We start from the raw sequence: 24,788 nt of genomic DNA on the forward strand, positions 1-24,788 counted from the left end.
CATGCCAGAAACTGAAAACGGTTACCGCCCCACGGCCAAGACCAGCCACCGCAACCCCTTGCGGGATCCGCGGGACCGGCGCCTGAACCGCATCGCAGGACCTTCCTCGCTGGTGTTCTTCGGAGTCACCGGTGACCTTGCCCGCAAGAAACTCATGCCCGCGGTCTACGACCTCGCCAACCGGGGCCTGCTGCCGCCCAGCTTCGCGCTGGTCGGTTTCGGCCGCCGGGACTGGAGCAACGAGGACTTCGCGAACGAGGTCAAGGACAACGTCAAGGCCCACTCCCGCACCCCGTTCGATGAGGCCGTGTGGAACCAGCTCTCCGAAGGCATCCGCTTCGTCCAGGGCGAGTTCGACGACGACCAGGCCTTCAAACGCCTCGGCGCGACCCTGGACGAACTCGACGAGACCCGCGGGACCCGCGGGAACCACGGCTTCTACCTCTCCATCCCGCCCAAAGCCTTCGAGCAGGTCTGCCGGCAGCTGTCCAAACACGGCCTGGCCCAGGCCGGGGACGGGCAATGGCGGCGCGTGGTCATCGAAAAACCCTTCGGCCACGACCTGGAATCCGCCCGGAAACTCAACGACATCGTCGAGTCCGTGTTCCCGGCCGACGCGGTCTTCCGCATCGACCACTACCTGGGCAAGGAAACCGTCCAGAACATCCTGGCCCTGCGCTTCGCGAACCAGCTCTTCGAACCGCTCTGGAACGCCAACTACGTCGACCACGTCCAGATCACCATGGCCGAAGACATCGGCACCGGCGGCCGGGCAGGGTACTACGACGGCGTCGGCGCGGCACGGGACGTCATCCAGAACCACCTGCTGCAACTGCTGGCCCTGACCGCGATGGAAGAACCCATCTCCTTCAACGCCGATGACCTGCGCGCCGAGAAGGAAAAAGTCCTCGCCGCCGTCCGGCTGCCCGAAGACCTCTCCACCCACTCGGCCCGCGGCCAGTTCACCGGCGGCTGGCAAGGCGGGGAACTCGTCCAAGGCTACCTGGAAGAAGAAGGCATCCCGGCCGATTCCAAAACCGAAACCTACGCCGCGATCCGCCTGGACATCCACACCCGCCGCTGGTCCGGGGTCCCGTTCTACCTGCGCGCCGGCAAACGCCTCGGACGGCGCGTGACCGAAATCGCCGTCGTGTTCAAACGCGCACCCAACCTGCTCTTCCGCGGCCACGGCGAAGACGACTTCGGCCAGAACGCCGTCGTCATCCGCGTCCAGCCCGACGAAGGCGCCACGATCCGCTTCGGATCCAAAGTCCCCGGCACCCAGATGGAAGTCCGCGACGTGACCATGGACTTCGGCTACGGCCACTCCTTCACCGAGTCCAGCCCCGAAGCCTACGAACGCCTCATCCTGGACGTGCTCCTGGGCGAACCACCGCTCTTCCCCCGCCACCAGGAAGTCGAAGAATCCTGGAAAATCCTGGACCCCTTCGAACACTACTGGGCCGGCCTGGACGAACAACCCGAACCCTACGCCCCCGGCAGCTGGGGCCCGGCCTCCGCCGATGAACTGCTAGCCCGCGACGGACGAACCTGGAGAAGGCCATGATCGTAGACCTGCCCGACACCACCACCTCCAAAATCTCCAAAAAGATCACCTCCCTGCGCGAGCAAGGAGGCGTGATCGCCCTCGGACGCGTCCTGACCCTCGTGGTCGTCACCAAATCCGGGCTGGAAGAAGAAGCCATCGAGGCAGCCAACGAGGCCAGCCGCGAACACCCCTGCCGGATCATCGTCCTCGCCGACGCCGGCAGCGAAGCCCCCGACCGGCTCGACGCCCAAATCCGCGTCGGCGGAGACGCCGGAGCCTCCGAAGTGATCGTGCTGCGCGGCTACGGATCCCTCGCCAAAGAAAACGAATCCCTCGTCGCAGGACTGCTCCTGCCCGACGCACCCATCGTGGCCTGGTGGCCCCACGGAGCACCCGACAACGCCTGCGAAACCTCCATCGGCCGCATCTCCCACCGCCGCATCACCGACTCCGCCAACGAACCCGACCCCGCAGCCGCCCTCACCCGGATCCGGAACACCTACCGCGCAGGCGACACCGACCTCGCCTGGACCCGCCTGACCAACTGGCGCCTCCAACTCGCCGCCGCCCTGGACCAAGTCGACGAATCCCCCGTCACCGCCATCGCCGTCGAAGGCGCCTCCGACTCCCCCAGCACCCTGCTCCTCGCAGCCTGGCTCACCCTCTTCCTCGACGCACCCGTCCACATCGTCGCCGACCCCGCCGGAACCGGCATCCGCCGCGTCCGCCTCAGCCGCGCCACCGGAGACATCCAACTCATCCGCCCCGGCCTCACCATCGCCGAACTCACCCAACCAGGACAACCCGCCCAACGAATCTCCCTCCCACGACGCAACCTCAAAGACTGCCTCGCCGAAGAACTCCGCCGCCTCGACCCCGACGACGTCTTCGGAGAAGTGATTACTATGGGACTGCCCCGAACGAATAGCAAGGAGTGACTGTCCCAGTGAGCGCTGACCCCAGAGTAAGCATCCATCCCAACTCCGCTGTCCTGATGGCCGCAATCGCGGCCCGGCTGATCACCAAGCTGGTGGACGTCCAGGACAAGCACGGTGAAGCGACTGTGGTCCTCACCGGAGGAACCGTCGGTATCGGCACCCTCAAAGCGGTTGCCGAATCTCCCGCGGCGCCCGCCGTTGATTGGTCCCGCGTGAACTTCTGGTGGGGTGACGAGCGCTTCGTGGAGAAGGACAGCTCCGATCGGAACACCGTGCAAGCCCGTGAAGCGCTGCTTTCGGCGCTGCCGGTGGACCCGGATCGCGTGCATGAGCCCGGTTCCACCGACGGGTTTGCGACGGCTGAGGACGCCGCAGCGGACTACGCAGCCCGCCTCAAAGCGGCTGCGGAGGCCGAGCATGCCGCGGACACTTCGGACAATCGGCCGGAAGAGGCCGGGGAACTCCCCCGGTTCGACATCTTGCTGCTCGGGGTTGGCCCGGACGCACACATCGCTTCCCTTTTCCCGGAGCAAGCGGGCATCCGGGTCAAGGATCGGACGGTAGTTGGAGTAGAAAACTCCCCGAAGCCGCCACCCTCGAGGATTTCGCTGACGCTGCCGGCCATCAACTCCGCCCAGGAGATCTGGATGGTCGTGGCGGGTGAAGACAAAGCCGGTGCGGTGGGGCTCGCCCTTGCCGGCGCCAACCCGGTCCAGGTACCTGCGTCCGGCCCTGTGGGCCGTTCACGCACCCTGTGGCTCATTGACGAGAACGCCGCCTCACGCGTCCCCCAGCAGCTCATCCGGAAGGACCCTGCGGGCGCGTAGCCGCTCAAGCGCTCCAGCCAGGACGATCTCAGCGTCTTGGCTGGAGCGTCTTTCTTTAACGTAGTCCAGGTGGCTTTTGAAGATCTCCTCATCCGCCCGTTCGAAGTTCGCTTGGCCTTGCTCGCGCGCAGCGACCAATCCACATTTTGGACAGTCCCACCGGAGCGGAATCTGGTCCTCCGGCAACTTAACGAAAACAAGCCGCGTCTCGTGTCCCTTGGCGCACCAATAGGGAACACGAATACGCGGCAAGCTATCGCCAACTACAGAGTCGGATTGGTTTCTAGGCTCTGAACCAGCCGTTACGCCAGCACGTGTGCCTCGGAATCCAGAAGTACCGTGAACCATCGTCGATCCCCTTGAGAGTCGGCTACGTGGCGTGGAACGCCATGAAGGACAGTTTAGTGCGGGGATGTGAACGACGGGAGTCTTGCATATCGACCGATTCCGTCTCCGGAAGGCCGCCACCAGGACTTTAAGAGTCTCCGCCTGAAGTGAAGCGCATGATGAGGCCAAGTCCGATGATCACGACACCCCAGGTGCAACCCAGGACGATGGTAAAGCGGTTGAGGTTCCGCTCGGCAACACCGGAGGAACTAAGACCTGAGGTCATGCCGCCGCCGAACATGTCGGACAAACCGCCGCCACGCCCCTTGTGCAGGAGAATGAGCAGCGTCAGCAGAAGGCTGGTGATACCCAGCAGAATCTGCAGAATGACTTGGAGAACGTCCACGACGGCCTTTCAGGAGTATGGAAACGGAGCGGAACCCGAGGCGGACTAAGCCGCGTTGATGTGGCTCTCGAACCTCACAATGTTAGCAAATTCAGCGGGATCCAAGCTCGCGCCTCCCACCAGCAGGCCATCGACGTCGGCCTCGGCCATGATGGCGGCAGCATTGTTTGCCTTCACCGAACCACCGTAGAGGAGGCGGGTCTTGGCAGCGACGGCGTCGTCGAACAAGGAAGCGAGTTCGGCACGGATGGCTGCGCACATCTCCTGTGCGTCTTCCGGACCTGCCACTTCGCCCGTGCCGATGGCCCAAACGGGCTCGTAGGCGATGACAAGTTCTGCTGCCTGTTCAGCCGTCAGTCCTTCAACCCCGGCGCGCAGCTGGGCCAGGGTGTGTTCGACGTGTGTTCCGGCTTGGCGGATTTCAAGTCCTTCACCGACGCAGAGGACGGGGGTGACCTCATGACGGAAGGCAGCCTTGACCTTGGCGTTGAGGACTTCGTCGCCCTCGTTGTGGATGGTCCGGCGTTCGCTGTGGCCGACCAAAACGTAGGCACAGCCCAGCTTGTTCAGGAACTGGCCCGAGATGTCACCGGTGTATGCTCCGGAGTCGAACTGCGAAAGATCCTGGCCGCCGTAGACAACTTCCAGTTCGTCGCCCTGGACCAAGGTCTGCACGCCGCGGAGGTCGGTGAATGGCGGGAACACCGCTACCTCAACCCGGCTGTAGTCATGCTTGGCGTCGGACAGGGTCCAGGCAAGCTTCTGCAACAGGGTGATGCCCTGGACGTGGTCCATGTTCATCTTCCAGTTGCCGGCAATGAAGGGTTTGCGGACGAAATTTCCGTTGGCAGAAGTTGTCACGTGTGCTCCAAAGGTTTGCGTTGAGAAGGAAACCGGCGGGATGCGCCGCTCAACAAAGGGGTGCGTCCCGCCGGCCGTAATGCGTTAGCGGTCCAAAACGCTCAGACCAGGAAGATCCTTGCCCTCAAGGTATTCCAGGCTGGCGCCGCCGCCGGTGGAAATGTGGCCGAACTGTGCGTCGTCGAAGCCAAGGGTCCTGACGGCCGCGGCCGAGTCCCCGCCCCCGACTACGGTGAACGCGGATGCTTCGGTCAAAGCCTGGGCGATGGCACGGGTGCCGCTCGAGAAGGCTTCGAATTCAAAGACTCCCATGGGACCGTTCCAGAACACCGTCTGGGCGCCCTTGATCTTCTCGGCGAAGGCCGCAGCGGATGACGGTCCGATGTCCAGGCCAATGCCCGATGCTCCGAACGAGCTGTCTTCGATGGCGTCCGCACTGGCAACTTCGTGTTCGGCGTCCGCGGCGAAACGGCTCGCGACTACGACGTCCGTGGGGATGACGAAAGTGGTGCCGACGCTCGCGGCGCGCTTGAGGTAGTCCTGCACCACCGGAATCTGGTCCGCCTCGAGCAAGCTGCCCGCCACCTTGTGGCCGGCGGCAGCAAGGAACGTGAAAAGCATCCCGCCACCAACAAGGATCGTGTCCGCCTTGCCGAGGAGGTTGTCGATCACGGCGAGCTTGTCCGAGACCTTGGACCCGCCGAGGACCACGACGTACGGACGCTGGGTATCAGTGGTCAGCTTGCGCAATACCTCAACCTCGGTGTGCACGAGGTCGCCTTGGAAGGAGGGAAGGCGGGTCGCGACATCGTAGACGCTGGCGTGCTTGCGGTGGACGGCGCCGAAGGCGTCATCCACGAATGCACCGTTTTCGCCAGTGAGCGCAACAAGCTCATCCGCGAAGGCGCCACGCTCCGCGTCGTCCTTGCTGGTCTCGCGGGCATCGAAGCGCACGTTTTCGAGAACGAGGACATCGCCGTCGCCGAGGGCCGCGGCCAGATCCTTGGCAGACTCGCCAACGGTGTCCTCCGCGAGCTGCACCTTGAAAGGTGCGAGCTCGGCCAGGCGGGCCGCGGCGGGCTTGAGGGAGTACTTGGGATCCGGGGCGCCTTTGGGGCGCCCAAGGTGGGCGGTGACGAGCACGCGGGCACCGGCGTCCGAGAGCTTTTCGATGACCGGAAGGGAGGCCTTGATGCGGCCGTCGTCGGTCACTGTAGAGCCGTCGAGCGGCACATTCAGGTCACTTCTGACGAGAATGTACCGCCCGCGGACACCTTCAGCGATCAGTTCGTTGAGGGTGTGAGAAGTCATGTGTCTACCCTAGCCCAGCTTGGATGCGACGAGCTCCGTGAGGTCGACGAGGCGGTTCGAGTAGCCCCATTCGTTGTCATACCAGGACACAACCTTGACCTGGTTGCCAATGACCTTGGTCAATCCGGAGTCGAAGATCGAAGAGGAGGCGTCGCCGACGATGTCGGAGGACACGATCGGGGCGTCAGTGTAGCTAAGGATGCCCTTGAACTGCTCGGACTCCGAAGCGGCCTTGAGTGCTGCGTTGACTTCGGCAACGGTGACCTCGCGGGAAACCGTGACGGTGAGGTCGGTGGCGGAACCAGTGGGGACCGGAACGCGGATGGCGTAGCCGTCCAGCTTGCCCTTGAGCTCCGGAAGGACGAGGCCGATTGCCTTGGCAGCGCCGGTGGAGGTCGGAACCATGTTGATGGCGGCGGCGCGTGCACGGCGGAGGTCGCCGTGGGGGCCGTCCTGCAGGTTTTGGTCGGCGGTGTAGGCGTGCACCGTCGTCATCAAGCCACGCTCGATGCCGAAGGCGTCGTTGACGACCTTGGCCAGCGGACCGAGGCAGTTGGTGGTGCAGGAAGCGTTGGAGATGATGTGGTGCGCGTCGGGGTCGTATGCCTCGTGGTTGACACCCATGACGATCGTGATGTCTTCGTCAGAAGCGGGAGCGGAGATCAGGACCTTCTTGGCACCGGACTCGATGTGCTTCTTCGCTGCAGCTGCCTTGGTGAAGAACCCGGTGGACTCGATGACGATGTCGACACCCAGTTCTGCCCACGGAAGGTTCGCGGGGTCACGCTCGGCCAGGACCTTGATGATGCTGCCGTCGACAACGATGTTGCCTTCCTTGACTTCAACGTCCTGGGCCAGGCGGCCGCCGACGGAGTCGTACTTCAGCAGGTGGGCAAGGGTCTCGGGACTCGTGAGGTCGTTGACTGCAACGATTTCGAGGTCCGCTCCCTGGGCGAGTGCTGCGCGGAAGTAGTTGCGGCCGATGCGGCCAAAGCCGTTGATACCAATACGGGTGGTCACTTTTTCAGTCTCCTTGGTGCTCTTGCAAGCACACCTAGTGAGTCGGATCTTGATTCCAACTAACAATTCCCGCACGTCATTGGGCAGAAGTGATTATCAGATCGGAGGGCGACCAGCCACATTGCTGAAGGCTAACCGCCTTCCGTGACCCATCTTACGTTTAACTACGTCTGCCCCCGCAACTGCGGGGGCAGACAATCCGGTATTTGGGCGAAATTCACCTGAATGTGAAGTTTGTTACACACATGTGTAGCGCACGTCACTCACCGGAAACAGGCGGCAAAAAACGCCCAAGGACTAAAGAACGATCAGTCCGGTGGCGTTTGCGCGGGCTGCTTCGAAGCGCTTGGCGACGTCGGCCCAGTTGGCAATGTTCCAGAACGCCTTGACGTAGTCAGCCTTGACGTTGACGTAGTCCAGGTAGAACGCGTGCTCCCACATGTCCAACATCAGCAGCGGAGTGGTTCCGACTGCTACGTTGCCCTGCTGATCGTAGAGCTGCTCGATGACGAGGTTGCCACCGATGGGCTCGTAAGCCAGGAACGCCCAGCCCGAACCCTGCAGGCCGAGGGCCGCAGCGGAGAAGTGGGCGCGGAAAGCGTCGAAGGAACCAAAAGCGTCGTCGATCGCCGCTGCCAGCTCACCCTCGGGCTTGTCGCCGCCGTCCGGGGAGATGTTGTTCCAGAACACGGAGTGGTTGATGTGGCCACCGGTGTGGAACGCGAGGTCCTTGGAAAGACGGTTGACGTTGGCGAAATCGCCTTTGTCACGCGCTTCGGCAAGCTGCGCCAGGGCGTTGTTGGCACCGGCGACGTAGGCGGCGTGGTGCTTGCTGTGGTGCAGCTCCATGATCTTCGCCGAAATGTGCGGCTCAAGCGCTGCGTAGTCATAGCCGAGCTCGGGCAGTACGTACTCTGTCACGAAATCCTCCAATGTAGTGGACCTGGGTCCGGTTGGTAACTCTCGTTTTCTTCATCCGACCGGGCAGACCGGCCGGAAACCTAGCCATGACGATTCTAGGGCGGGTGCCCTACTCGTCCATCATTTCAGGAGTCACATTCGCCTCAGTGCCGGGGATGCCGAGATCGCCGGCACGCTTGTCGGCCATCGCGAGCAAGCGACGGATCCGGCCGGCGATGGCGTCCTTCGTCATGGGCGGATCGGCGAGGCGGCCCAGTTCGTCCAGGCTCGCCTGTTTGTGCGCCACCCTGAGTTCTCCTGCGTACTTCAGGTGGTCCGGCACGTCGTCTCCCAGGATCTCCAAGGCGCGGTCAACCCGCGCTCCCGCGGCGACTGCGGCCTGCGCGGAGCGGCGCAGGTTGGCGTCGTCGAAGTTCGCGAGGCGGTTGGCCGTGGCACGGACCTCCTTGCGCATCCGGCGCTCTTCCCAAACCATGAGGGCGTCATGGGCGCCCATGCGCGTCAACAGCGCAGCGATGGTGTCGCCGTCGCGGATCACCACGCGGTCCACGCCGCGCACCTCCCGCGCCTTTGCCTGGATGCCGAGGCGGCGGGCGGCGCCCACCAAGGCGAGGGCGGACTCCGGGCCGGGACAAGTGACCTCGAGGGACGAGGAGCGCCCGGGCTCCGTCAGCGAACCGTGCACGAGGAAAGCGCCACGCCACACGGCTTCGGCGTCAGAAGCGGAGCCGTTGACGACGGCGGAGGGCAGCCCGCGCACCGGCCGTCCCCGGCCGTCCAGCAGCCCCGTCTGGCGGGCGAGGGCTTCGCCGTCGCGCACTACCCGCACGACGTAGCGGCTCCCGCGGCGCAAGCCGCCGCCGGAAACGACGATGATCTCGCTCTGGTGCCCGTAGACTTCGGCGATCGCGGCGCGCAGGCGCCGGGCGGTCGAGGCGAGGTCCACCTCGGCCTCGATGACGATGCGGCCCGAAATGATGTGGAGTCCCCCGGCAAAACGCAACATGGCCGAGACCTCGGCCTTGCGGACGGACGACTTTTTGATATCCAGACGGGAAAGTTCTTCCTTGACCGATGAGGTCAGTGCCATCGCGTGTTCCTAACTATTCCCGAAAATATCGTGATACGCCGATGCCAGGCGCAGCGGGTCATGGACTGGACGGCGGCTCGACGCCCCCACTTTACCCAAGACCACCTCCGCACCGATCATCCCGGCGGCGCGTTCGAACTCCTTCAGGTCCGAAATCGAGGAAGGGTCGGCGAGGACCACGTCAACGCTGAACTCCGGAGCGTACGAGCGAAGAGCGTCCAAATGGTCCGCCGCGGACATACCGGAGGTTTCCTTCGTGTCCATGGCGAGGTTCATTGTGAGGCAGCGCTTTGCCGGCGTGTTGCAGAGGGCCTGGCGCATTTCAGGGAGCAGCAAGTGCGGCAGGACCGAGGTGTACCACGAACCCGGCCCGAGAATAATCCAGTCCGCAAGCTCGATGGCCGTCAGCGCTTCGATGCACGCCCGGGCATCTTCCGGAAACAGCCGGACGTTTTCGAGGGAACCCGCGACGGCGCACTTGGCTTGGCCTGTGACCTTCTGGAATTCGTACCCTCCCGTAGGCAAGGGCACCCGGACATCGCCTTCGATGTTCAAGGGCTGGGTCGACATCGGCAGGACCTGGCCACGTGCGCCCAGGAGGGCACCGGCCCATTTGAGCCCCGCAACGGCGTCGCCAAGCAGTTCCCAGAGGGTGACGATCAGGAGGTTGCCCATTGCGTGGTCGTCGAGCGAACCGTGGCGTCCGCTCGGAGTCTTGAAGCGGTGCTGCATGACGTCGCGCCACGTGCGGCCCCAGTCGGTGTCGTCACAGAGGGCACTGAGCGCCATCCGGAGATCGCCGGGCGGCAGGACACCGTACTCTTCGCGCAGGCGCCCGGAGGAGCCGCCGTCGTCCGCTACCGTGACGATCGCGGTGAGTTCGGAGGTCAACAACCGCAACGCGGACAACGATGCGGACAGTCCGTGTCCGCCGCCAAGCGCTGCGACGGTAGGGCCTTTTGCCGGTTGGCTGCCCGGAGTCCCCTTCGGCGGAATGAGCGGAAGGGGGCCGGTCAGAACACCCATTACTCCCGTCCCAGATCGCGGTGGCTCGTTGTGACCGTGACCCGCGGATACTGCGCGAGGCGTTTGGAGAGTTCGACCGCGACCGCGACCGAGCGGTGCTTCCCGCCGGTGCAGCCCACCGCGATCGTTGCGTAGTGCTTGTTTTCAGTCCGGTATCCTTCGAGCACCGGTTCAAGCGCAAGGACATAGCGGTCCACGAATTCCTTGACTCCGTCAGCGTTCAAGACGTAATCGCTGACGTCGGCGTCCAGTCCCGTGTGCGGCCTGAGTTTGGGAACCCAGTGCGGATTGGGAATGAAGCGCGCGTCCGCCACGAAGTTGGCGTCGACGGGAAGGCCGTACTTGAAGCCGAAGCTCATGACGTTCAAGCGCACCGCGACAGGGCCGGTATCGGTGAACAGTTCTGTAATGGCCGTGGCGAGGCCGTGGACGTTGTATGTGCTCGTGTCCAGGACGACGTCGGCCGATTCCCGCAGTTCCTTCAGGACATCCCGCTCGGCGGCGATGCCGTCGAGGATGCGCCCTCCGCCTTGGAGCGGGTGAGGGCGGCGGCCTTGCTCGAAGCGGCGGACCAGGACGTTGTCACTCGCGTCGAGGAACAGGAGGCGGAAGGTGATGCCGCTCGCGCTCAACGCACCGAGCGCCGTCCTGATGTCCGTGAACAAACCCTTGCTGCGGACATCGACGACGACGGCCAGCTTGGGGATCGATTGCGGCGCGTGGGAGACGATGTCCGCGAGGGTCCCGAGCATTTGCGGCGGAAGGTTCTCGACAACGTACCAGCCGTGGTCCTCCAACGCGTCCGACGCCGTGCTGCGGCCTGCACCGGACATGCCAGTGACCACCAGCAGTTCCGCTTCGACAGGCTTGACGGGGATAAGGCCGTCCTGCTCCGCGCCGGCTGCTGCCACTGACTCTGACATCTAGTGTCCCCGTTCCTGAGATAGTCCAAAAGCCGGGCCGCCTGTGGCAGCGGCCCGTTACTTACCCTAGCTAATATTCGAGGATTTCGCCGGTGGTCATGTTCACGGCAGGGGCGGCTTCTCCGGAGGCGCCGGCCACCGCGAGATGGCTGACGACGGCTTCCGCCAAAGCGGGACCGATCCCCTTGGCGGCGGTAAGCTCGCTCGCGGTGGCCGCCTTGATTTTCTTGAGGGAACCGAAGTGGGCCACGAGCGCCTTCCGCTTGGCTTCGCCCAGCCCGGGGACGCCGTCGAGCGCCGACACCGTCATGGCCTTGCCGCGCTTTTGCCGGTGGAAGGTGATGGCGAACCGGTGGGCTTCGTCACGGATCCGCTGCAGCAGGTAGAGTCCTTGCGACGTGCGCGGCAGGATCACCGGGAAATCGCTGTCGGGAAGCCAGACTTCCTCAAGCCGCTTGGCCAGGCCGACGACGTAGACGTCGTCGATCCCCAGCTCGGACAGCGCGCGGGCCGCCGCGTTGACCTGGGGCTGACCGCCGTCGACGACGACGAGGTTGGGCGGATAGGCGAACTTCGCCTTGGTCGGAACAGCCGCGTCAGCGGAGCCCTCGGGGGTCCCGTCTCCGGCGCCGCCTTCGGTCACGCCGTCTGCAGAGGACGACGGCGGTCCGGCCGGATTGGGCACTTCGCCGGACGTGGGAGGCTGTGCCGATTTGTCCTGCAGGTAATGCCTGAACCGTCGCGTCAGGACGTCGTGCATCGCCGCGGTGTCATCCGTTGCGGCGGCGCCGGCGATTGAGAACTTGCGGTAATCGGACTTCTTGGGGAGCCCGTCCTCCACAACCACCATCGATGCGACCACGTTCGTTCCCTGGACGTGGGAGATGTCGAAACATTCGATCCTCAGGAGCGGCACGGGAAGCTCGAGCGCCTCCTGGAGCTCCTGGAGGGCCTGGGAACGTACCGTGATATCGCCGGCCCTACGGACCTTGTGCAGCTTGAGAGCCTGTTCTGCGTTCTCGCGAACCGTGGACATGAGGGCGGCTTTGTCTCCCCGCTGCGGCACCCTGATGTCAACTTTGGCTCCGCGGAGGCCGCCGAGCCATTCGACGAGTTCGTGGTGGTTGCTTGGTGTTTCCGGGACCAGCACTTCGCGCGGGATCCGGCCTTGGTTTTCGCTGTCTTCGCCGTAAACCTGCAGGAGGAGATGCTCGATGAGCTCCGGAGTGGTGGCATCCTCGACTTTCTCCACCACCCAACCACGTTGGCCGCGGACTCGTCCGCCCCGGACATGGAAGACCTGCACGGATGCTTCGAGGTCGTCGTCGTGCAAGGCGAACACATCGGCGTCGGTGTCTTCGGAAAGGACAACCGCGTTGCGCTCGAATACCTTGCGCAATGCCGCGATGTCATCGCGGAGACGGGCCGCCTGTTCGTAGTCGAGCTCGGCTACGGCCGCCGCCATCTCCTTCTCGAGCCGCCGGATGAACTTGCCCGCTTCACCTCCCATGAAGGAACAGAAATCCTCGGCAAGCGCGCGGTGCTCCTCGGGGGTGACGCGGCCGACGCACGGAGCGGAACACTTGTCGATGTAGCCCAGGAGGCAGGGCCGGCCGCTTGCCTGGGCGCGCTTGAGCACGCCGGCGCTGCAGCTGCGCACCGGGAAGACACGCAACAAGGTATCCATCGTTTCGCGGATGGCTCCGGCTGTGTACGGACCGAAATAGCGGGTCCCCTTGCGGCGCTCTCCGCGCAGGACCTGGACTCGCGGAAGCTTCTCCCCCATGGTGACGGCGAGGTAGGGATACGTCTTGTCGTCACGGAATACGACATTGAACCGAGGGCTGAATTCCTTGATCCAGGTGTATTCAAGCTGCAGGGACTCAAGCTCGCTTCCCACCACAGTCCACTCGACGCTGCTTGCCGCATGCACCATGGCATGGGTCTTCGGCAGCAGGCCGGCCGGGTTGGCGAAGTATGAGTTCAGCCGGGAACGCAGGTTCTTCGCCTTGCCGACGTAGATCACACGGCCGTGCGGATCCCGGAACCGGTAGACGCCGGGGGTCGTGGGGATTTCTCCCGTTTGGGGTCGATAGCTCGCTGGATCTGCCACAGATCAAGTCTAATAACCGAAGCTTGCTGCCATTGCACGCCGGCGCCAACTGGCCCGGCCGCGACCGCCGGTTGAGGTGCAAGCCGCACGAGCGTCGGAAAAAGCCTGCTATTCCGCGGACTTGCTTTGGTTGTAGCTCGTCGAGCGCTCTTGACCGCTCAACGCTGCGATGGCGTCCATGATCTTGTCCGTCACTTCGCGGCGGGCCGGCAACGAGTGGTCCGGACCGGTCTTCTCGAAGTACAACGGCTCGCCCACCTTCATGATGAAGTGCTGGGGGCGGACTGTGTTGCGGTCTACCGGCTGCAACTGGTCCGTTCCAATAAGTCCCACAGGAATAACAGGCGCGCCGGTCGTCAACGCCAACCAGCCGACACCTGTACGGCCGCGATAAAGCAGGCCGTCGCGTGAACGCGTCCCCTCGGGATAGATGCCTATGCCCCTGTTGTTCTCAAGGATGTCCAGGAGGGTCTTGAGCGCCTGAACGCTTGCCGCCTGTTCTCCGCGTTCAACCGGGATGGAGCCAACGGCCTGGAAAAAGGCCTTCATGGCCCGGCCTTTGAAGCCCTTGGTTGTGAAGTACTCGGCTTTGGCGAAGAAGGCCACGGGTCGAGGCATCAGCGCCTGGACGATAACGCTGTCAAAGAACGACAAATGGTTCGGAGCCACGATGAACGGGCCGTCCTTGGGAACGTTTTCAAGCCCGACGACGGTGGGCCGGCACGTGCCGGAAATCAGTCCTCGCGTAGTCCAACGGATGACATCAAAGGCTTCCATCGTTCTGCACCTCACTCAGTGCCGCCGCGCGGACAGCGTCAAGTTCCTCGATCTTCTTCAGCAGCTGCGCCGTGGTGTCCACCACCGCGACGGCCCCCGCCATCTGAAGTTCGCCGTCGGGCGCAAATCCCCAAGTGACGCCGATGCAGTCAAGTCCGTTGGCCATGGCGCCGGCAACATCCTGGTGCCTGTCCCCCACCATCACGGCCGGCTGGCACTTCAGGGTGGCAAGCGCCGCACCCACGATTTCCACTTTTCCGGGAGCCGTGTTGGCCGCCATGGATTCGTCGTCCGAGGCGCCGCAAATGGAGACGAAGTACTCGGCGATCCCGTGATGCTCAAGAACGGTGCGCGCCAGGCCTTGTGGTTTTTGCGTGGCCACCGCGACGGGGCGACGGGAGAGCGCAAAGAACTCCAGCAGTTCATCGATGCCGGGGTAGAGCCGGCTTTGACCGATACCCACGGAACGGTAGTAGCTGCGATAGATGTCGATAACCTCGTCGACCTTCGCGGCGGGAACCCCGGCAATGTGCTCGAGGGAATCGCTGAGCTTGGGTCCCACCATGGAATCGAGCACCGATTGTTCGGGGATTGGAAGGCCGAGTTCACCCAGCGCAGCGGCGATTCCGCCGGTTATTCCGCCTGCAGGATCGACAAGGGTGCCGTCCAGATCGAAGATTACGGGCACCATTGTTTGAGTCACCGGGTTAGTTTCTCACGAGTTGAGGCATGCCTGAAACTCACATGCCGGCCGGGGAATACATTGGCAACCATTGAATATTCCCCGGCGCAAGCTCCCGACTAGCCCAGAATTTCCGCGAGGAACGTGGCGGTATGGCTCTCCGAAGACTTTGCCACTTGTTCGGGCGTGCCGGTTGCCACGATCCGGCCACCGCCGGAACCGCCGTTGGGACCGAGGTCCACGATCCAGTCGGCGGACTTGATGACATCGAGGTTGTGCTCGATGGTGATCACTGTATTTCCCTTGTCCACCAGTCCCTGCAGGACCAGGAGCAGCTTCCGGATGTCCTCGAAATGCAAACCTGTGGTGGGTTCGTCCAGGACGTAGACGCTGCGGCCGTTCGAGCGTTTCTGCAATTCCGAAGCAAGTTTCACCCGCTGCGCCTCACCGCCTGACAGCGTGGTGGCGGGCTGTCCCAGCCGAACGTAGCCCAAGCCGACGTCCACCAGGGTGTTCAAGTGCCGGGCGATCGGCGTGAACGCCGCAAAGAACCCCGCTGCCTCTTCAATGGGCATGTTAAGGACGTCGGCGATGGTCTTGCCTTTGTAGTGGACCTCGAGGGTTTCCCGGTTGTAGCGCGCACCGTGGCACACTTCGCACGGAACGTACACATCCGGCAGGAAGTTCATCTCGATCTTCAACGTACCGTCGCCGGAGCAGGCCTCGCAGCGTCCGCCCTTGACGTTGAAGGAGAACCGGCCAGGTTGGTAGCCGCGGACTTTTGCTTCAGTGGTCTCGGCAAAGAGCTTACGGATGTTGTCGAACACGCCTGTGTACGTGGCCGGGTTGGAACGCGGAGTCCGTCCGATGGGACTCTGGTCCACATGGACCACCTTGTCGAGGTGCTCAAGCCCCATCACGGACTTATGCCGTCCGGCCACCTGCTTGGCACCATTGAGCTTGTTGGCGAGCACCTTGTACAGGATCTCGTTCACCAAGGTGGACTTTCCCGAGCCACTCACGCCGGTGACAGCCGTGAAGAGGCCAAGCGGGAAGGTCGCGTCGACATTGTTCAGGTTGTTCTCGCGGGCACCGACGACCTTCAGCTCGCGCTTCTTGTCGTACTTGCGGCGCTTCGCCGGAACGTCGATCTTCCGCCGGCCGGACAAGTAGTCGCCCGTGAGCGAATCCTTGTTCTCCAACAATGCCTTGTAGGAACCGGAATGGACCACTTGGCCACCGTGTTCACCGGCACCGGGTCCGATGTCCACCACCCAGTCGGCCTCGTGGATAGTGTCCTCGTCGTGTTCGACGACGATCAGGGTATTTCCGAGGTCACGAAGGCGGGTGAGCGTTTCGATGAGCCGGCGGTTGTCCTTCTGGTGCAAACCGATGGACGGTTCGTCAAGCACGTACAGCACACCTACCAGCCCGGAACCGATCTGCGTCGCCAGGCGGATGCGCTGGGCTTCACCACCGGACAAAGTTCCGGACGGGCGCTCCAGGTTGAGGTATTCAAGACCGACGTCGAGCAAGAACGTGAGCCGGGCCTGGATCTCCTTGAGCACCTGGTGGGCGATCTGCGCCTCACGTTCGGTGAGCGTGAGGCCACCGAGGAACGCGGCGCATTCACGCATGGGCAGGGCCGAAACCTCCGCGATGGACTTCCCGTTGATCAGTACCGACAGCGACGCCGGGTTGAGCCGGGCACCGTTGCAGGCGGGGCAAGGAATCTGCCGCATGTATTCTTCGTAGCGGTCGCGGGCCCAGTCGGAGTCCGTTTCGCCGTGCTTCCGGTGGACATACTGGATGGCGCCTTCGAATCCGGTGCTGTACTTGCGCTCGCGCCCAAAGCGGTTGCGGTATTGGACCACCACTTTGTGGTCCTTGCCGTGCAGCACCGTATTCCGGACATCCTTCGGCAGCTTCTCCCATGGCGTGTCCATCGAGAAGCCAAGCTCGAAAGCGAGCCCGTCCAACAGCCTGTTCCAGTACTCCGTGGTGGCTGTACCCAACGACCACGGCGCGATGGCGCCTTCGTTCAAGGAAAGCTCCGGGTTGGGGACGACGAGTTCCTCGTCAACCTCAAGCTTGGTGCCGATGCCACTGCAGGCTGCGCAAGCGCCGAACGGGTTGTTGAAGGAGAACGAGCGGGGTTCGATCTCGTCGATGGCCAAGGGGTGTTCGTTCGGGCAAGCAAGGTTCTCGGAGAACGCACGGATCCGGGCGGGATCTTCCGCGTCGAAGTCCACGAATTCGACCAGGACCCGGCCCTCGGCGAGGCCGAGAGCCGTCTCGATGGAGTCGGTGAGGCGCTGGCTGATCCCCTCCTTGACCACCAGCCGGTCCACCACCACTTCGATGGAGTGCTTGAATTGCTTGCCGAGCTTGGGCGGATCGGTCAATTGGACGAGGTCGCCATCCACGCGCGCCCGGGAGTAGCCCTTCGCGCTGAGCTCCTTGAAGAGATCAACGAATTCGCCTTTGCGTCCCCGCACCACCGGGGCGAGGACCTGGAACCGGGTGCCGGCCTCGAGTTCCAGCAATTGGTCGACGATCTGCTGCGGTGTCTGCCGGGTGATGGGCTCATGGCACACCGGGCAGTGCGGCCTGCCGACGCGGGCCCACAGGAGGCGCATGTAATCGTAGATCTCGGTGATGGTGCCCACCGTGGACCGGGGATTCTTGCTGGTGGACTTCTGGTCGATGGAGACGGCCGGGGAAAGACCCTCGATGAAATCGACGTCGGGCTTGTCCACCTGGCCGAGGAACTGGCGGGCATAGGCCGACAATGATTCCACGTAACGGCGCTGGCCCTCGGCAAAAATGGTGTCGAATGCCAGGGACGACTTCCCGGACCCGGAAAGTCCGGTGAAAACGATCATGGCGTCCCTGGGAAGGTCGAGATCGACATTCCTGAGGTTGTGTTCGCGGGCTCCCTTGACGACGAGGCGCGACAGATCGTGCCGCACGGGCAGGTCAAGCTCCTGTGCGGAGATGCTTGTGAGGGATTCGACGGCTGGTTCTTCAGCTACGGCTTTAGGCACCCACTAATGCTAATCGAAAACTTCTTCGAATTTCCATGCGGCCCTTGCTTACCCGCGGACTGGCGTCAATCGGCGTCGTAGGCCGCGGCCAGAAGCTGCACGGCCTCGGCGAAACTGGCGCCCTGGGCCTTGGCCGCCGCCGAATAGTCTGCTGCAACAGCCGCCAACGCGCTCCACCGGTCGTCCCGCGCACACACGACTGTTCCGTTGCGTCCACGGGTGGCCACGACACCTGCGGCTTCGAGTTCTTTGTATGCGCGGGCCACAGTATGCGGAGCTACGTCCAACTGCTCGGCCAGGCCCCGAACGGCCGGAAGCCGCGTTCCAGCAGGCAGTGCTCCGCTGTCGGCGAGTTCGATGATCCGCAGCCGCAGCTGCTCGTACAGGGCGACAGTGCTCGACTGGTTCGGGCGCCACGATCCCGGAAACCCGGCCGACGCGCTCATGATGCCTCCCTCGCCCGTTGGCTCGAACGTTGTCCATTGGCGTGGCTCGCGCGATGCTTGGCAGCACGGGCCGGCACCGCAGCGAACTCGCCGTCTCCCATGGCGAACTGCGCGTCGTGCAATCGGGCGTAGTACCCGCCCAGCTCCAACAGCGTTTGATGCGTTCCGTGTTCGACGATCCGTCCATGGTCCATGACGAGAATTAGATCAGCGTCGCGGATAGTGGACAAGCGGTGCGCAATGACGAAGGACGTCTTGTTGCTCCGAAGCCTGTGCATCGCTTGCCGGATCAGCACTTCGGTCCGGGTATCCACGGAGCTTGTGGCTTCATCCAGGATCAGGACGGGCCGCCCCGAGAGGCGCGCGCGGGCAATGCTGAGCAATTGCCGCTGCCCTTGGCTCAAGGGTTCGCCGCCATTGCTGAGCATCGTCGAGTACCCGTTGGGCAGCGAACGGACAAAGTGGTCCACGTGGCTGGCTTCCGCGGCGGCGACGATGTCCGCCTCGCTGGCTCCGGGAAGGCCATACTCGATGTTCTCCCGGATGGTCCCGGTAAAAATCCACGGATCCTGGAGGACGACGCCGAAGTTCCGGCGAAGCGAGTCCCGGTCCATTCCGGCGGTATCCGCGCCGTCGATGGTGATCCTTCCGGCGGCCGGTTCGCGGAAGCGCATCAGCAGGCTGACGAGGGTGGTCTTGCCGGCACCCGTGTGTCCCACGATGGCAACGGTTTCGCCGGGCTCGACCCTGAAGGTCAGGTCCTCGATGAGGGGCGTCTCGGGCCGGTAGCTGAATGAAACGTGCTCAAACGAAACCTGCCCGGCGGTGATTTCAACGGCATCCGCGGCTCCCGGGACGCCGCGCCCCGCGGCAGGGGCGCCAGTGCCGACGTCGAACGCTGCTTTGGGGCGGACGGCGGCATCCGCTCCGGTCCGCAAACCGGACCCGGCGTCACCCGCGAGTTCCGGCGCGTCCAAAAGCTCGAAGACCCTGCCGGCGGACACCGCACAGGACTGAAGCACCTGCGCCATACCGCCGATCTGGCCCAGCGGCTGGCTGAACAGGCGATTGAACTGGATGAACGCCTGGATGCCGCCAATGCTCATGGCGCCGGCAAGGAACTGCAGGCCTCCCACGATGGCGACTCCCACGTAACTGGCGTTCGAGACAAATGCCATGAGGGGAATGATCAGTCCGGAGGCAAACTGGGCCTTGGAACTGGCGGAGTACAGCCCCTCATTGTGCACGGCGAAACGCTTCGCCATCAGTTCCTGGGCCCCGAAGAGCTTGATGGTCTCGTGGCCAGTGGCGGTTTCCTCCACCAACGCGTTGACGTCGCCGGTGGCCTCCCACTGCCGGACAAAGTGCTTTTGGGACCGTCGCGTCACGACCACCGAGGCCAGCGCGGACAGCGGAACCGCCATGAGCGAGACCAGTGCGAGCACCGGCGAGAGAAGCAGCATCATCCCCAGGGAAGCGATGACCATCAACGTGGACGTCAGGAGCTGGGCAAGAAGCTGGTTCAGTGTTTGCGCGACGTTGTCGAGGTCGTTGGTGGCCCGGCTGAGAACGTCGCCCCGGGCCTGCCCGTCGTAATACGAGACGGGGAGGCGGTGCAGCTTCGCTTCCACAGCCTCGCGAAGATCATGCGCAAGCAGTTGGACGGCCCTGGCGTTGAGTCGGCCCTGTGCCCAGCTGAGCAGGGCCGAGCCCGCGTACATCAAGGCGGCCACGAGGAGCAGGGTGACGAACCGGCCGGTGTCGAACCCGGCACCGAACACTGTGTCCGCAATAACGTCGGTTGCGTCGCCGAGGATCTTGGGAGCAGCGACGTTGAGTGTGACGAAGCCGCAAATGCAAAGAATCGCCGCCGTCATGATTCCGCGGGCGGGCTTCAGGAGGCCGGCGAGCCGAAGAAGTGCCCCGAGCGGCTTCTCCGAGCTGGTCCGGCGCGTGTTGTCGCTGCTCACGCGGATTCCGTTTCCAGCTGGGAGGCAACAATCTCCCGGTACACCTCGGAAGAATCCAACAATTCATGGTGGGTTCCGTGCGCCACCAAACGGCCCTCGTCAATGACCAGGATCTGGTCCGCCGAGACAATAGTGTTGACCCGCTGCGCGACAATCAGCACGATCGCTTTGGCCAGTTCCGGTTCGAGGGCGTCCCGCAGCCGTGCCTCCGTCACGGTGTCCAGGGCGGAAAAACTGTCGTCGAACACATAGACCGATGCCGGCCTCAGGATAGCCCGGGCGATGCTCAAGCGCTGGCGCTGGCCACCGGAGAAGTTTCCACCGCCTTGCGACAACGCGGTGTCCATGCCATCCGGAAGCTGGGCGACGAAATCGGCGGCTTGGGCCGTCTCAAGCGCGTGCCACAACTGTGCATCGCTGGCGGAGGGAAGCGACAGCCGGAGGTTCTCCGCGATGGTGCCGCGGAAGAACCAGGACTCCTGGGGTACGACGGCGATCTTCCGGCGCAAAGTCGCCAGCGGAATAGTCGCGGTATCCCGGCCATCCAGCGAGATCGTTCCGCTGCTCGGGTCAAGCAGCCGCGGCACAAGCGCCACAACGGTCGACTTGCCGCTGCCGGTTGCGCCGATGACCGCCGTCGTGGTTCCCGGCAGCGCCGTGAACGTCACGCCGTCCAATACCCGCGCCTCTGCCCCCGGATACGCGAAGGAGACGTTGTCAAAACACAATCCCGGACACGGCCCAACGGCCGCGCCGGTCTCCGCCGGGCGCTCTGAAAGAACATGTTCGGACTCCGTCGCGAGCACCTCGGCGACGCGTTCCGCGCTGACTGTGGCGCGGGGGGCGGTACTCAAAACGTACATCGCCATCATGATCGCCAGGAGGATCTGCATGATATAGGCGATGAACGCCGTGAGGGCACCCAACTGCATCTGTCCCGCAATGATGCGGTGTCCGCCGAGCCACACCACTCCGGCCGACGAGAGGTTGACGACGATCATCACGAGTGGGAGCATCGCGGCGACAATCCGGGCAGAACGGAGGTTGTTCGTGGTGAGGGCTTCGTTTGCGGTCTCGAAGCGCCGTATCTCGACCGGCTGGCGGACGAACGCCCGGATGACCGCCGTCCCAAGGATCTGCTCACGGATCACGGAATTAATCCGGTCCACGAGGCCTTGCCCTTCACGGTAGAGGGGAACGAGGCGGCGGACGATCAAAAGCATGATGGCCAGCAGGACAGGAATGATGGCAAACACGATCCAGGACATCGCCACGTCCTGTTGGACCGCGAGGATCACGCCACCGATTCCCATGACCGGCGCGGCAACCAGCATGCTGAAGACGAGCACCGTTATGTTCTGCAACTGCAGGACGTCGTTCGTAGTCCTCACCACAAGGCTGGCGGGACCAAAGGCCGCGACATCCTGGTCGGGCAAGAAATGGATCTTGTCGAACAGCTCCCGCCGGAGCCCGCGACCCACTTTCATGGCCACGACGGCGCCGAGGTAGCCGGCCACGACGGCGGCGAGCACCTGGACGACGGTGAGCACCAACATCCATGTGCCCAACCTCAGGATTACGTCGCTGTTCCCGGCGACCAGTCCGTCGTCGACGATTTTCGCGTTGATGGTGGGCAGCAGGAGCGTGGCCGCAATCTGCACCAACTGCAGGAGGACAATCGCGAGGACGTGGGCCTTGTGGGGGGCAAGGCGCCGCAGCAGGAAAGATGCCAGCACTTCGCCTCCATTCGTTGGTCTCCGCGCGAACGGACTCCGAACGATGCCGCCTCGCGATCGCGTTGTCATTCTAATTCAGAAACTACCGGGAAACCCCGCACTTCCTGGTCTTTCGGATCGTCGCGGAACTCTTTCGAATAGTCGCGGAACCGGCGCCTGCCAACCGGTTCATGTCACCGCGAGGACCATCGGGAAGCACTTCCCGGGCCGCGCCCGGACCGCCTCGAAGACATGCCCGCGTCCCCACTAAGCTGGAAGGCAATGAAACTTCTTGAGCAGCTCCCGGAAACCTTCGACGCCGGACCGCGAGGGGGCGGCGTGGATCCGGACGATGTCTACACGCGGTTTGTCGAATGGACGGAAAGCCGCGGACTGCAGCTGTACCCCGCACAGGACGAAGCCATCATGGAACTGGCCTCGGGGTCGAACGTCATCCTGGCCACCCCGACAGGCTCCGGAAAATCCCTCGTGGCGATTGCCGCGCACTTCGAGGCCATGGCGCGGGGGATGCGCAGCTATTACACAGCGCCCATCAAGGCGCTGGTTTCCGAGAAGTTCTTCGCCCTGTGCGAGATCTTCGGGGCCGAGAACGTCGGCATGATCACGGGAGATTCCGGCGTCAACCAGGACGCGCCCGTTATTTGCTGCACTGCCGAGATCCTTGCGAACATCGCTTTGCGCGAAGGCAAGGAAGCCGAACTCGGAACCGTGATCATGGACGAGTTCCATTTCTACTCCGATCCACAGCGTGGCTGGGCCTGGCAGGTCCCGCTGCTCGAATTGCCACAGGCGCAGTTCCTGCTGATGTCAGCCACCCTGGGCGATGTCAGCCGCTTTGAGGCCGGGTTGACCGACCTTACCGGACGGCCCACCGCCACCGTCAGCTCGGCGGAACGGCCCATCCCCCTGAATTACTACTACCAGGAGACCCCAGTCCACGAGACCCTTGAGGAACTCCTGAGCACCAAGCAGGTTCCCGTCTATGTAGTCCATTTCAGCCAGCTCGAAGCAATTGAACGTGCCCAGAACCTCATGAGCATCAACATGTGCACGCGCGAAGAAAAGGACCGGATCGCCGAGCTCATTGCCGGTTTCCGCTTCGCCGCCGGTTTCGGCAAAACTTTGAACCGCCTGGTCCGCCACGGCATCGGCGTCCATCACGCCGGCATGCTGCCCAAGTATCGCCGGCTCGTGGAGCAACTGGCCCAAGCGGGCCTCCTGAAGGTCATTTGCGGGACCGACACCCTCGGCGTCGGAATCAATGTGCCCATCCGCACCGTCCTCCTGACCGCCCTGAGCAAATACGACGGCGTCCGCACCCGTCTGCTGAACTCCCGTGAGTTCCACCAAATCGCCGGACGTGCAGGCCGGGCAGGCTACGACACAGCGGGAACGGTGGTGGTGCAAGCGCCGGAACACGTCGTGGAAAACGCGAAAGCCCTTGCCAAGGCCACCGCGAAGTTCGGCGACGACCAACGGAAACTGCGCCAAGTGGTGCGGAAAAAGCCGCCGGAAGGATTTGTTTCCTGGGGCGAGCCGACCTTCAACCGCCTGGTCGAATCGGTGCCGGAGCCGTTGTCGTCGAGTTTCACCGTCACCCACGCCATGCTGCTCAACCTGATGGAACGTCCCGGCGACCCGTTCGCCGCTGCGCGACGCCTCTTGACCGAAAACCACGAATCCCGGCCCGCCCAACTTCAGTTGATGAAAAAGGCCCTCGGGATTTACCGTGAGCTGCTTGCGGCCGGCGTAGTGGAGCGTATCCCCGGGAATGAACAGGAAAGGGAAGGCCGTTCCGTCCGGCTGACGGTCCACCTGCAGGCGAACTTCGCGCTCAACCAACCGCTGTCCCCGTTTGCGCTCGCGGCGCTGGAACTCCTGGATCCGGAGTCGCCGTCGTACGCCTTGGACGTGGTGTCGGTGATCGAGGCGACCCTCGAAAAGCCCCGCCAGATCCTTTCCGCGCAGCAGAAGAAGGCGCGCGGTGAAGCAGTCGCCGCGATGAAGGCGGACGGCATCGACTACGACCAGCGGATGGCGATGCTCGACGAGGTCAGCTACCCGCAGCCCCTCGCGGACATCCTTGGCGAAGCATTCGAGGTGTACCGCAAAGCCGCACCGTGGGTAGGCGACTTTGAACTTGCCCCCAAATCGGTGGTCCGTGACATGTACGAGCGCGCCATGAACTTCGGCGAATTCGTACAGTTCTACGGATTGGCCCGTTCGGAAGGCATCGTGCTGCGGTACCTGGCCGACGGCTTCAAGGCGCTCCGCCAGACCGTCCCGCAGGACGCACTGCGCGAAGACCTCGAGGACCTTGTAGCGTGGCTGGGCGAACTGGTCCGCCAGGTCGATTCGAGCCTCCTGGACGAATGGGAGGAACTCACCTCGGGCGAAGCTCCGACGCCGCACGACGCTCCTCCTCCCCCGCCGCCGTCGCTGACGTCGAACATCCGGGCCTTCAGGGTCATGGTCCGAAACGAGATGTTCCGTCGCGTCGAGCTCTTCGCGGACGAGGACGCCACTGCGTTGGGCGAGCTCGACGGCGGTAGCGGCTGGGATGCGGAGCGTTGGGAAGACGCCTTGGACGACTATTTCGACGAACACGACGACATCGGCACGGGTCCCGATGCAAGGGGTCCGGCTTTGCTCATGATCACCGAGGAAGCAGGCAAGTGGCGCGTGCGCCAGATCTTCGACGACCCCGCGGGCAACCACGACTGGGGCATTTCCGCGGAAGTCGACTTGGCAGCTTCGGACGAGAGCGGAACCGCGGTGGTTACTGTCACCGACGTCAACCGGCTCTGAGTCCCTCCTA

General features: G+C 63.7%; 20 protein-coding genes. 4 read left to right on the top strand and 16 right to left on the bottom strand.

All coding sequences use genetic code 11. From position 1 onward, the window contains the following. Position 1: 1 nt before the first annotated feature. Genes zwf through pgl form a run of 3 tightly spaced genes read left to right on the top strand, consistent with a single transcriptional unit; the run spans position 2 to position 3,314 of the window. On the top strand, positions 2-1,567 hold the full coding sequence (zwf, locus tag ABCW42_RS11935) for a glucose-6-phosphate dehydrogenase (protein WP_423181453.1): 1,566 nt from the start codon (positions 2-4) through the stop codon (positions 1,565-1,567). Then, on the top strand, positions 1,564-2,487 hold the full coding sequence (locus tag ABCW42_RS11940) for a glucose-6-phosphate dehydrogenase assembly protein OpcA (RefSeq protein WP_423181454.1): 924 nt from the start codon (positions 1,564-1,566) through the stop codon (positions 2,485-2,487). Before zwf ends, ABCW42_RS11940 begins: the two co-directional genes overlap by 4 nt. Before the next feature lie 8 nt (positions 2,488-2,495). Beyond that, positions 2,496-3,314, top strand: a complete 819-nt coding sequence (pgl, locus tag ABCW42_RS11945; protein ID WP_423181455.1) for a 6-phosphogluconolactonase — start codon at positions 2,496-2,498, stop codon at positions 3,312-3,314. Here pgl and ABCW42_RS11950 read toward each other — a convergent pair. The 16 genes from ABCW42_RS11950 to ABCW42_RS12025 form a co-directional block, all read right to left on the bottom strand. Further along, a complete protein-coding gene (locus ABCW42_RS11950; protein WP_423181456.1) occupies positions 3,267-3,662 on the bottom strand; it encodes an RNA polymerase-binding protein RbpA in 396 nt (131 codons plus the stop codon). The two genes, pgl and ABCW42_RS11950, sit on opposite strands and share 48 nt — an antisense overlap. Before the next feature lie 127 nt (positions 3,663-3,789). After that, positions 3,790-4,047, bottom strand: coding sequence for a preprotein translocase subunit SecG (gene secG / locus ABCW42_RS11955; RefSeq protein WP_423181457.1), 258 nt, complete (start codon positions 4,045-4,047; stop codon positions 3,790-3,792). Positions 4,048-4,092: 45 nt separating this feature from the next. Then, positions 4,093-4,908 carry a triose-phosphate isomerase gene (gene tpiA / locus ABCW42_RS11960; RefSeq protein WP_423181458.1) on the bottom strand — a complete coding sequence of 272 codons (816 nt, stop codon included), beginning with the start codon at positions 4,906-4,908 and terminating at the stop codon, positions 4,093-4,095. Between the two features lie 84 nt (positions 4,909-4,992). After that, positions 4,993-6,219: a phosphoglycerate kinase gene (locus ABCW42_RS11965; RefSeq protein WP_423181459.1), complete on the bottom strand. Its 1,227-nt coding sequence runs from the start codon at positions 6,217-6,219 to the stop codon at positions 4,993-4,995. Between the two features lie 9 nt (positions 6,220-6,228). After that, positions 6,229-7,239: a type I glyceraldehyde-3-phosphate dehydrogenase gene (gene gap / locus ABCW42_RS11970; protein ID WP_423181460.1), complete on the bottom strand. Its 1,011-nt coding sequence runs from the start codon at positions 7,237-7,239 to the stop codon at positions 6,229-6,231. Positions 7,240-7,536: 297 nt separating this feature from the next. Beyond that, positions 7,537-8,160: a superoxide dismutase gene (locus tag ABCW42_RS11975; RefSeq protein WP_423181461.1), complete on the bottom strand. Its 624-nt coding sequence runs from the start codon at positions 8,158-8,160 to the stop codon at positions 7,537-7,539. Between the two features lie 109 nt (positions 8,161-8,269). Continuing rightward, complete coding sequence (whiA, locus tag ABCW42_RS11980; RefSeq protein ID WP_423181462.1) at positions 8,270-9,250, bottom strand: DNA-binding protein WhiA; 981 nt, start codon at positions 9,248-9,250, stop codon at positions 8,270-8,272. A gap of 9 nt (positions 9,251-9,259) precedes the next feature. Then, positions 9,260-10,276 carry a gluconeogenesis factor YvcK family protein gene (locus ABCW42_RS11985; protein ID WP_423181463.1) on the bottom strand — a complete coding sequence of 339 codons (1,017 nt, stop codon included), beginning with the start codon at positions 10,274-10,276 and terminating at the stop codon, positions 9,260-9,262. Further along, positions 10,276-11,199, bottom strand: a complete 924-nt coding sequence (gene rapZ, locus ABCW42_RS11990; protein ID WP_423181464.1) for an RNase adapter RapZ — start codon at positions 11,197-11,199, stop codon at positions 10,276-10,278. Before rapZ ends, ABCW42_RS11985 begins: the two co-directional genes overlap by 1 nt. A 70-nt stretch (positions 11,200-11,269) precedes the next feature. Then, positions 11,270-13,312 (bottom strand): excinuclease ABC subunit UvrC, encoded by a 2,043-nt coding sequence (gene uvrC, locus ABCW42_RS11995; RefSeq protein ID WP_423181465.1) that lies wholly within the window; start codon positions 13,310-13,312, stop codon positions 11,270-11,272. A 108-nt stretch (positions 13,313-13,420) separates the two neighbouring features. Beyond that, positions 13,421-14,089, bottom strand: coding sequence for a lysophospholipid acyltransferase family protein (locus ABCW42_RS12000; protein WP_423181466.1), 669 nt, complete (start codon positions 14,087-14,089; stop codon positions 13,421-13,423). Further along, positions 14,076-14,792 carry an HAD hydrolase-like protein gene (locus ABCW42_RS12005; RefSeq protein WP_423181467.1) on the bottom strand — a complete coding sequence of 239 codons (717 nt, stop codon included), beginning with the start codon at positions 14,790-14,792 and terminating at the stop codon, positions 14,076-14,078. Before ABCW42_RS12005 ends, ABCW42_RS12000 begins: the two co-directional genes overlap by 14 nt. A 98-nt stretch (positions 14,793-14,890) precedes the next feature. Continuing rightward, complete coding sequence (uvrA, locus tag ABCW42_RS12010) at positions 14,891-17,818, bottom strand: excinuclease ABC subunit UvrA (RefSeq protein WP_423181468.1); 2,928 nt, start codon at positions 17,816-17,818, stop codon at positions 14,891-14,893. A 65-nt stretch (positions 17,819-17,883) separates the two neighbouring features. Continuing rightward, positions 17,884-18,264 (bottom strand): GntR family transcriptional regulator, encoded by a 381-nt coding sequence (locus ABCW42_RS12015; RefSeq protein ID WP_423181469.1) that lies wholly within the window; start codon positions 18,262-18,264, stop codon positions 17,884-17,886. Next, positions 18,261-20,141, bottom strand: a complete 1,881-nt coding sequence (locus tag ABCW42_RS12020; protein WP_423184876.1) for an ABC transporter ATP-binding protein — start codon at positions 20,139-20,141, stop codon at positions 18,261-18,263. The genes ABCW42_RS12015 and ABCW42_RS12020 overlap by 4 nt, the downstream gene beginning before the upstream one ends. An 89-nt stretch (positions 20,142-20,230) precedes the next feature. Then, a complete protein-coding gene (locus ABCW42_RS12025; RefSeq protein WP_423181470.1) occupies positions 20,231-21,970 on the bottom strand; it encodes an ABC transporter ATP-binding protein in 1,740 nt (579 codons plus the stop codon). 261 nt (positions 21,971-22,231) lie between these two features. On the opposite strand from ABCW42_RS12025, the gene ABCW42_RS12030 reads away from it, so the two are divergent. After that, a complete protein-coding gene (locus tag ABCW42_RS12030; protein WP_423181471.1) occupies positions 22,232-24,778 on the top strand; it encodes a DEAD/DEAH box helicase in 2,547 nt (848 codons plus the stop codon). The last annotated feature ends 10 nt before the right edge of the window (positions 24,779-24,788 follow it).

The sequence above is a fragment of the Arthrobacter sp. NyZ413 genome (assembly GCF_049390645.1).
Taxonomy (GTDB): domain Bacteria; phylum Actinomycetota; class Actinomycetes; order Actinomycetales; family Micrococcaceae; genus Arthrobacter.

What these genes read in the sequence shown, in the direction of transcription:
- zwf (WP_423181453.1), top strand. Translation starts at nt 2, where the DNA reads ATGCCAGAAACTGAAAACGGTTACCGCCCCACGGCCAAGACCAGCCAC.
- ABCW42_RS11940 (WP_423181454.1), top strand. Translation starts at nt 1,564, where the DNA reads ATGATCGTAGACCTGCCCGACACCACCACCTCCAAAATCTCCAAAAAG.
- ABCW42_RS11950 (WP_423181456.1), bottom strand. Translation starts at nt 3,662, where the DNA reads ATGGTTCACGGTACTTCTGGATTCCGAGGCACACGTGCTGGCGTAACG.
- ABCW42_RS11965 (WP_423181459.1), bottom strand. Translation starts at nt 6,219, where the DNA reads ATGACTTCTCACACCCTCAACGAACTGATCGCTGAAGGTGTCCGCGGG.
- whiA (WP_423181462.1), bottom strand. Translation starts at nt 9,250, where the DNA reads ATGGCACTGACCTCATCGGTCAAGGAAGAACTTTCCCGTCTGGATATC.
- ABCW42_RS11985 (WP_423181463.1), bottom strand. Translation starts at nt 10,276, where the DNA reads ATGGGTGTTCTGACCGGCCCCCTTCCGCTCATTCCGCCGAAGGGGACT.
- rapZ (WP_423181464.1), bottom strand. Translation starts at nt 11,199, where the DNA reads ATGTCAGAGTCAGTGGCAGCAGCCGGCGCGGAGCAGGACGGCCTTATC.
- ABCW42_RS12000 (WP_423181466.1), bottom strand. Translation starts at nt 14,089, where the DNA reads ATGGAAGCCTTTGATGTCATCCGTTGGACTACGCGAGGACTGATTTCC.
- ABCW42_RS12015 (WP_423181469.1), bottom strand. Translation starts at nt 18,264, where the DNA reads ATGAGCGCGTCGGCCGGGTTTCCGGGATCGTGGCGCCCGAACCAGTCG.
- ABCW42_RS12020 (WP_423184876.1), bottom strand. Translation starts at nt 20,141, where the DNA reads ATGACGGCGGCGATTCTTTGCATTTGCGGCTTCGTCACACTCAACGTC.
- ABCW42_RS12030 (WP_423181471.1), top strand. Translation starts at nt 22,232, where the DNA reads ATGAAACTTCTTGAGCAGCTCCCGGAAACCTTCGACGCCGGACCGCGA.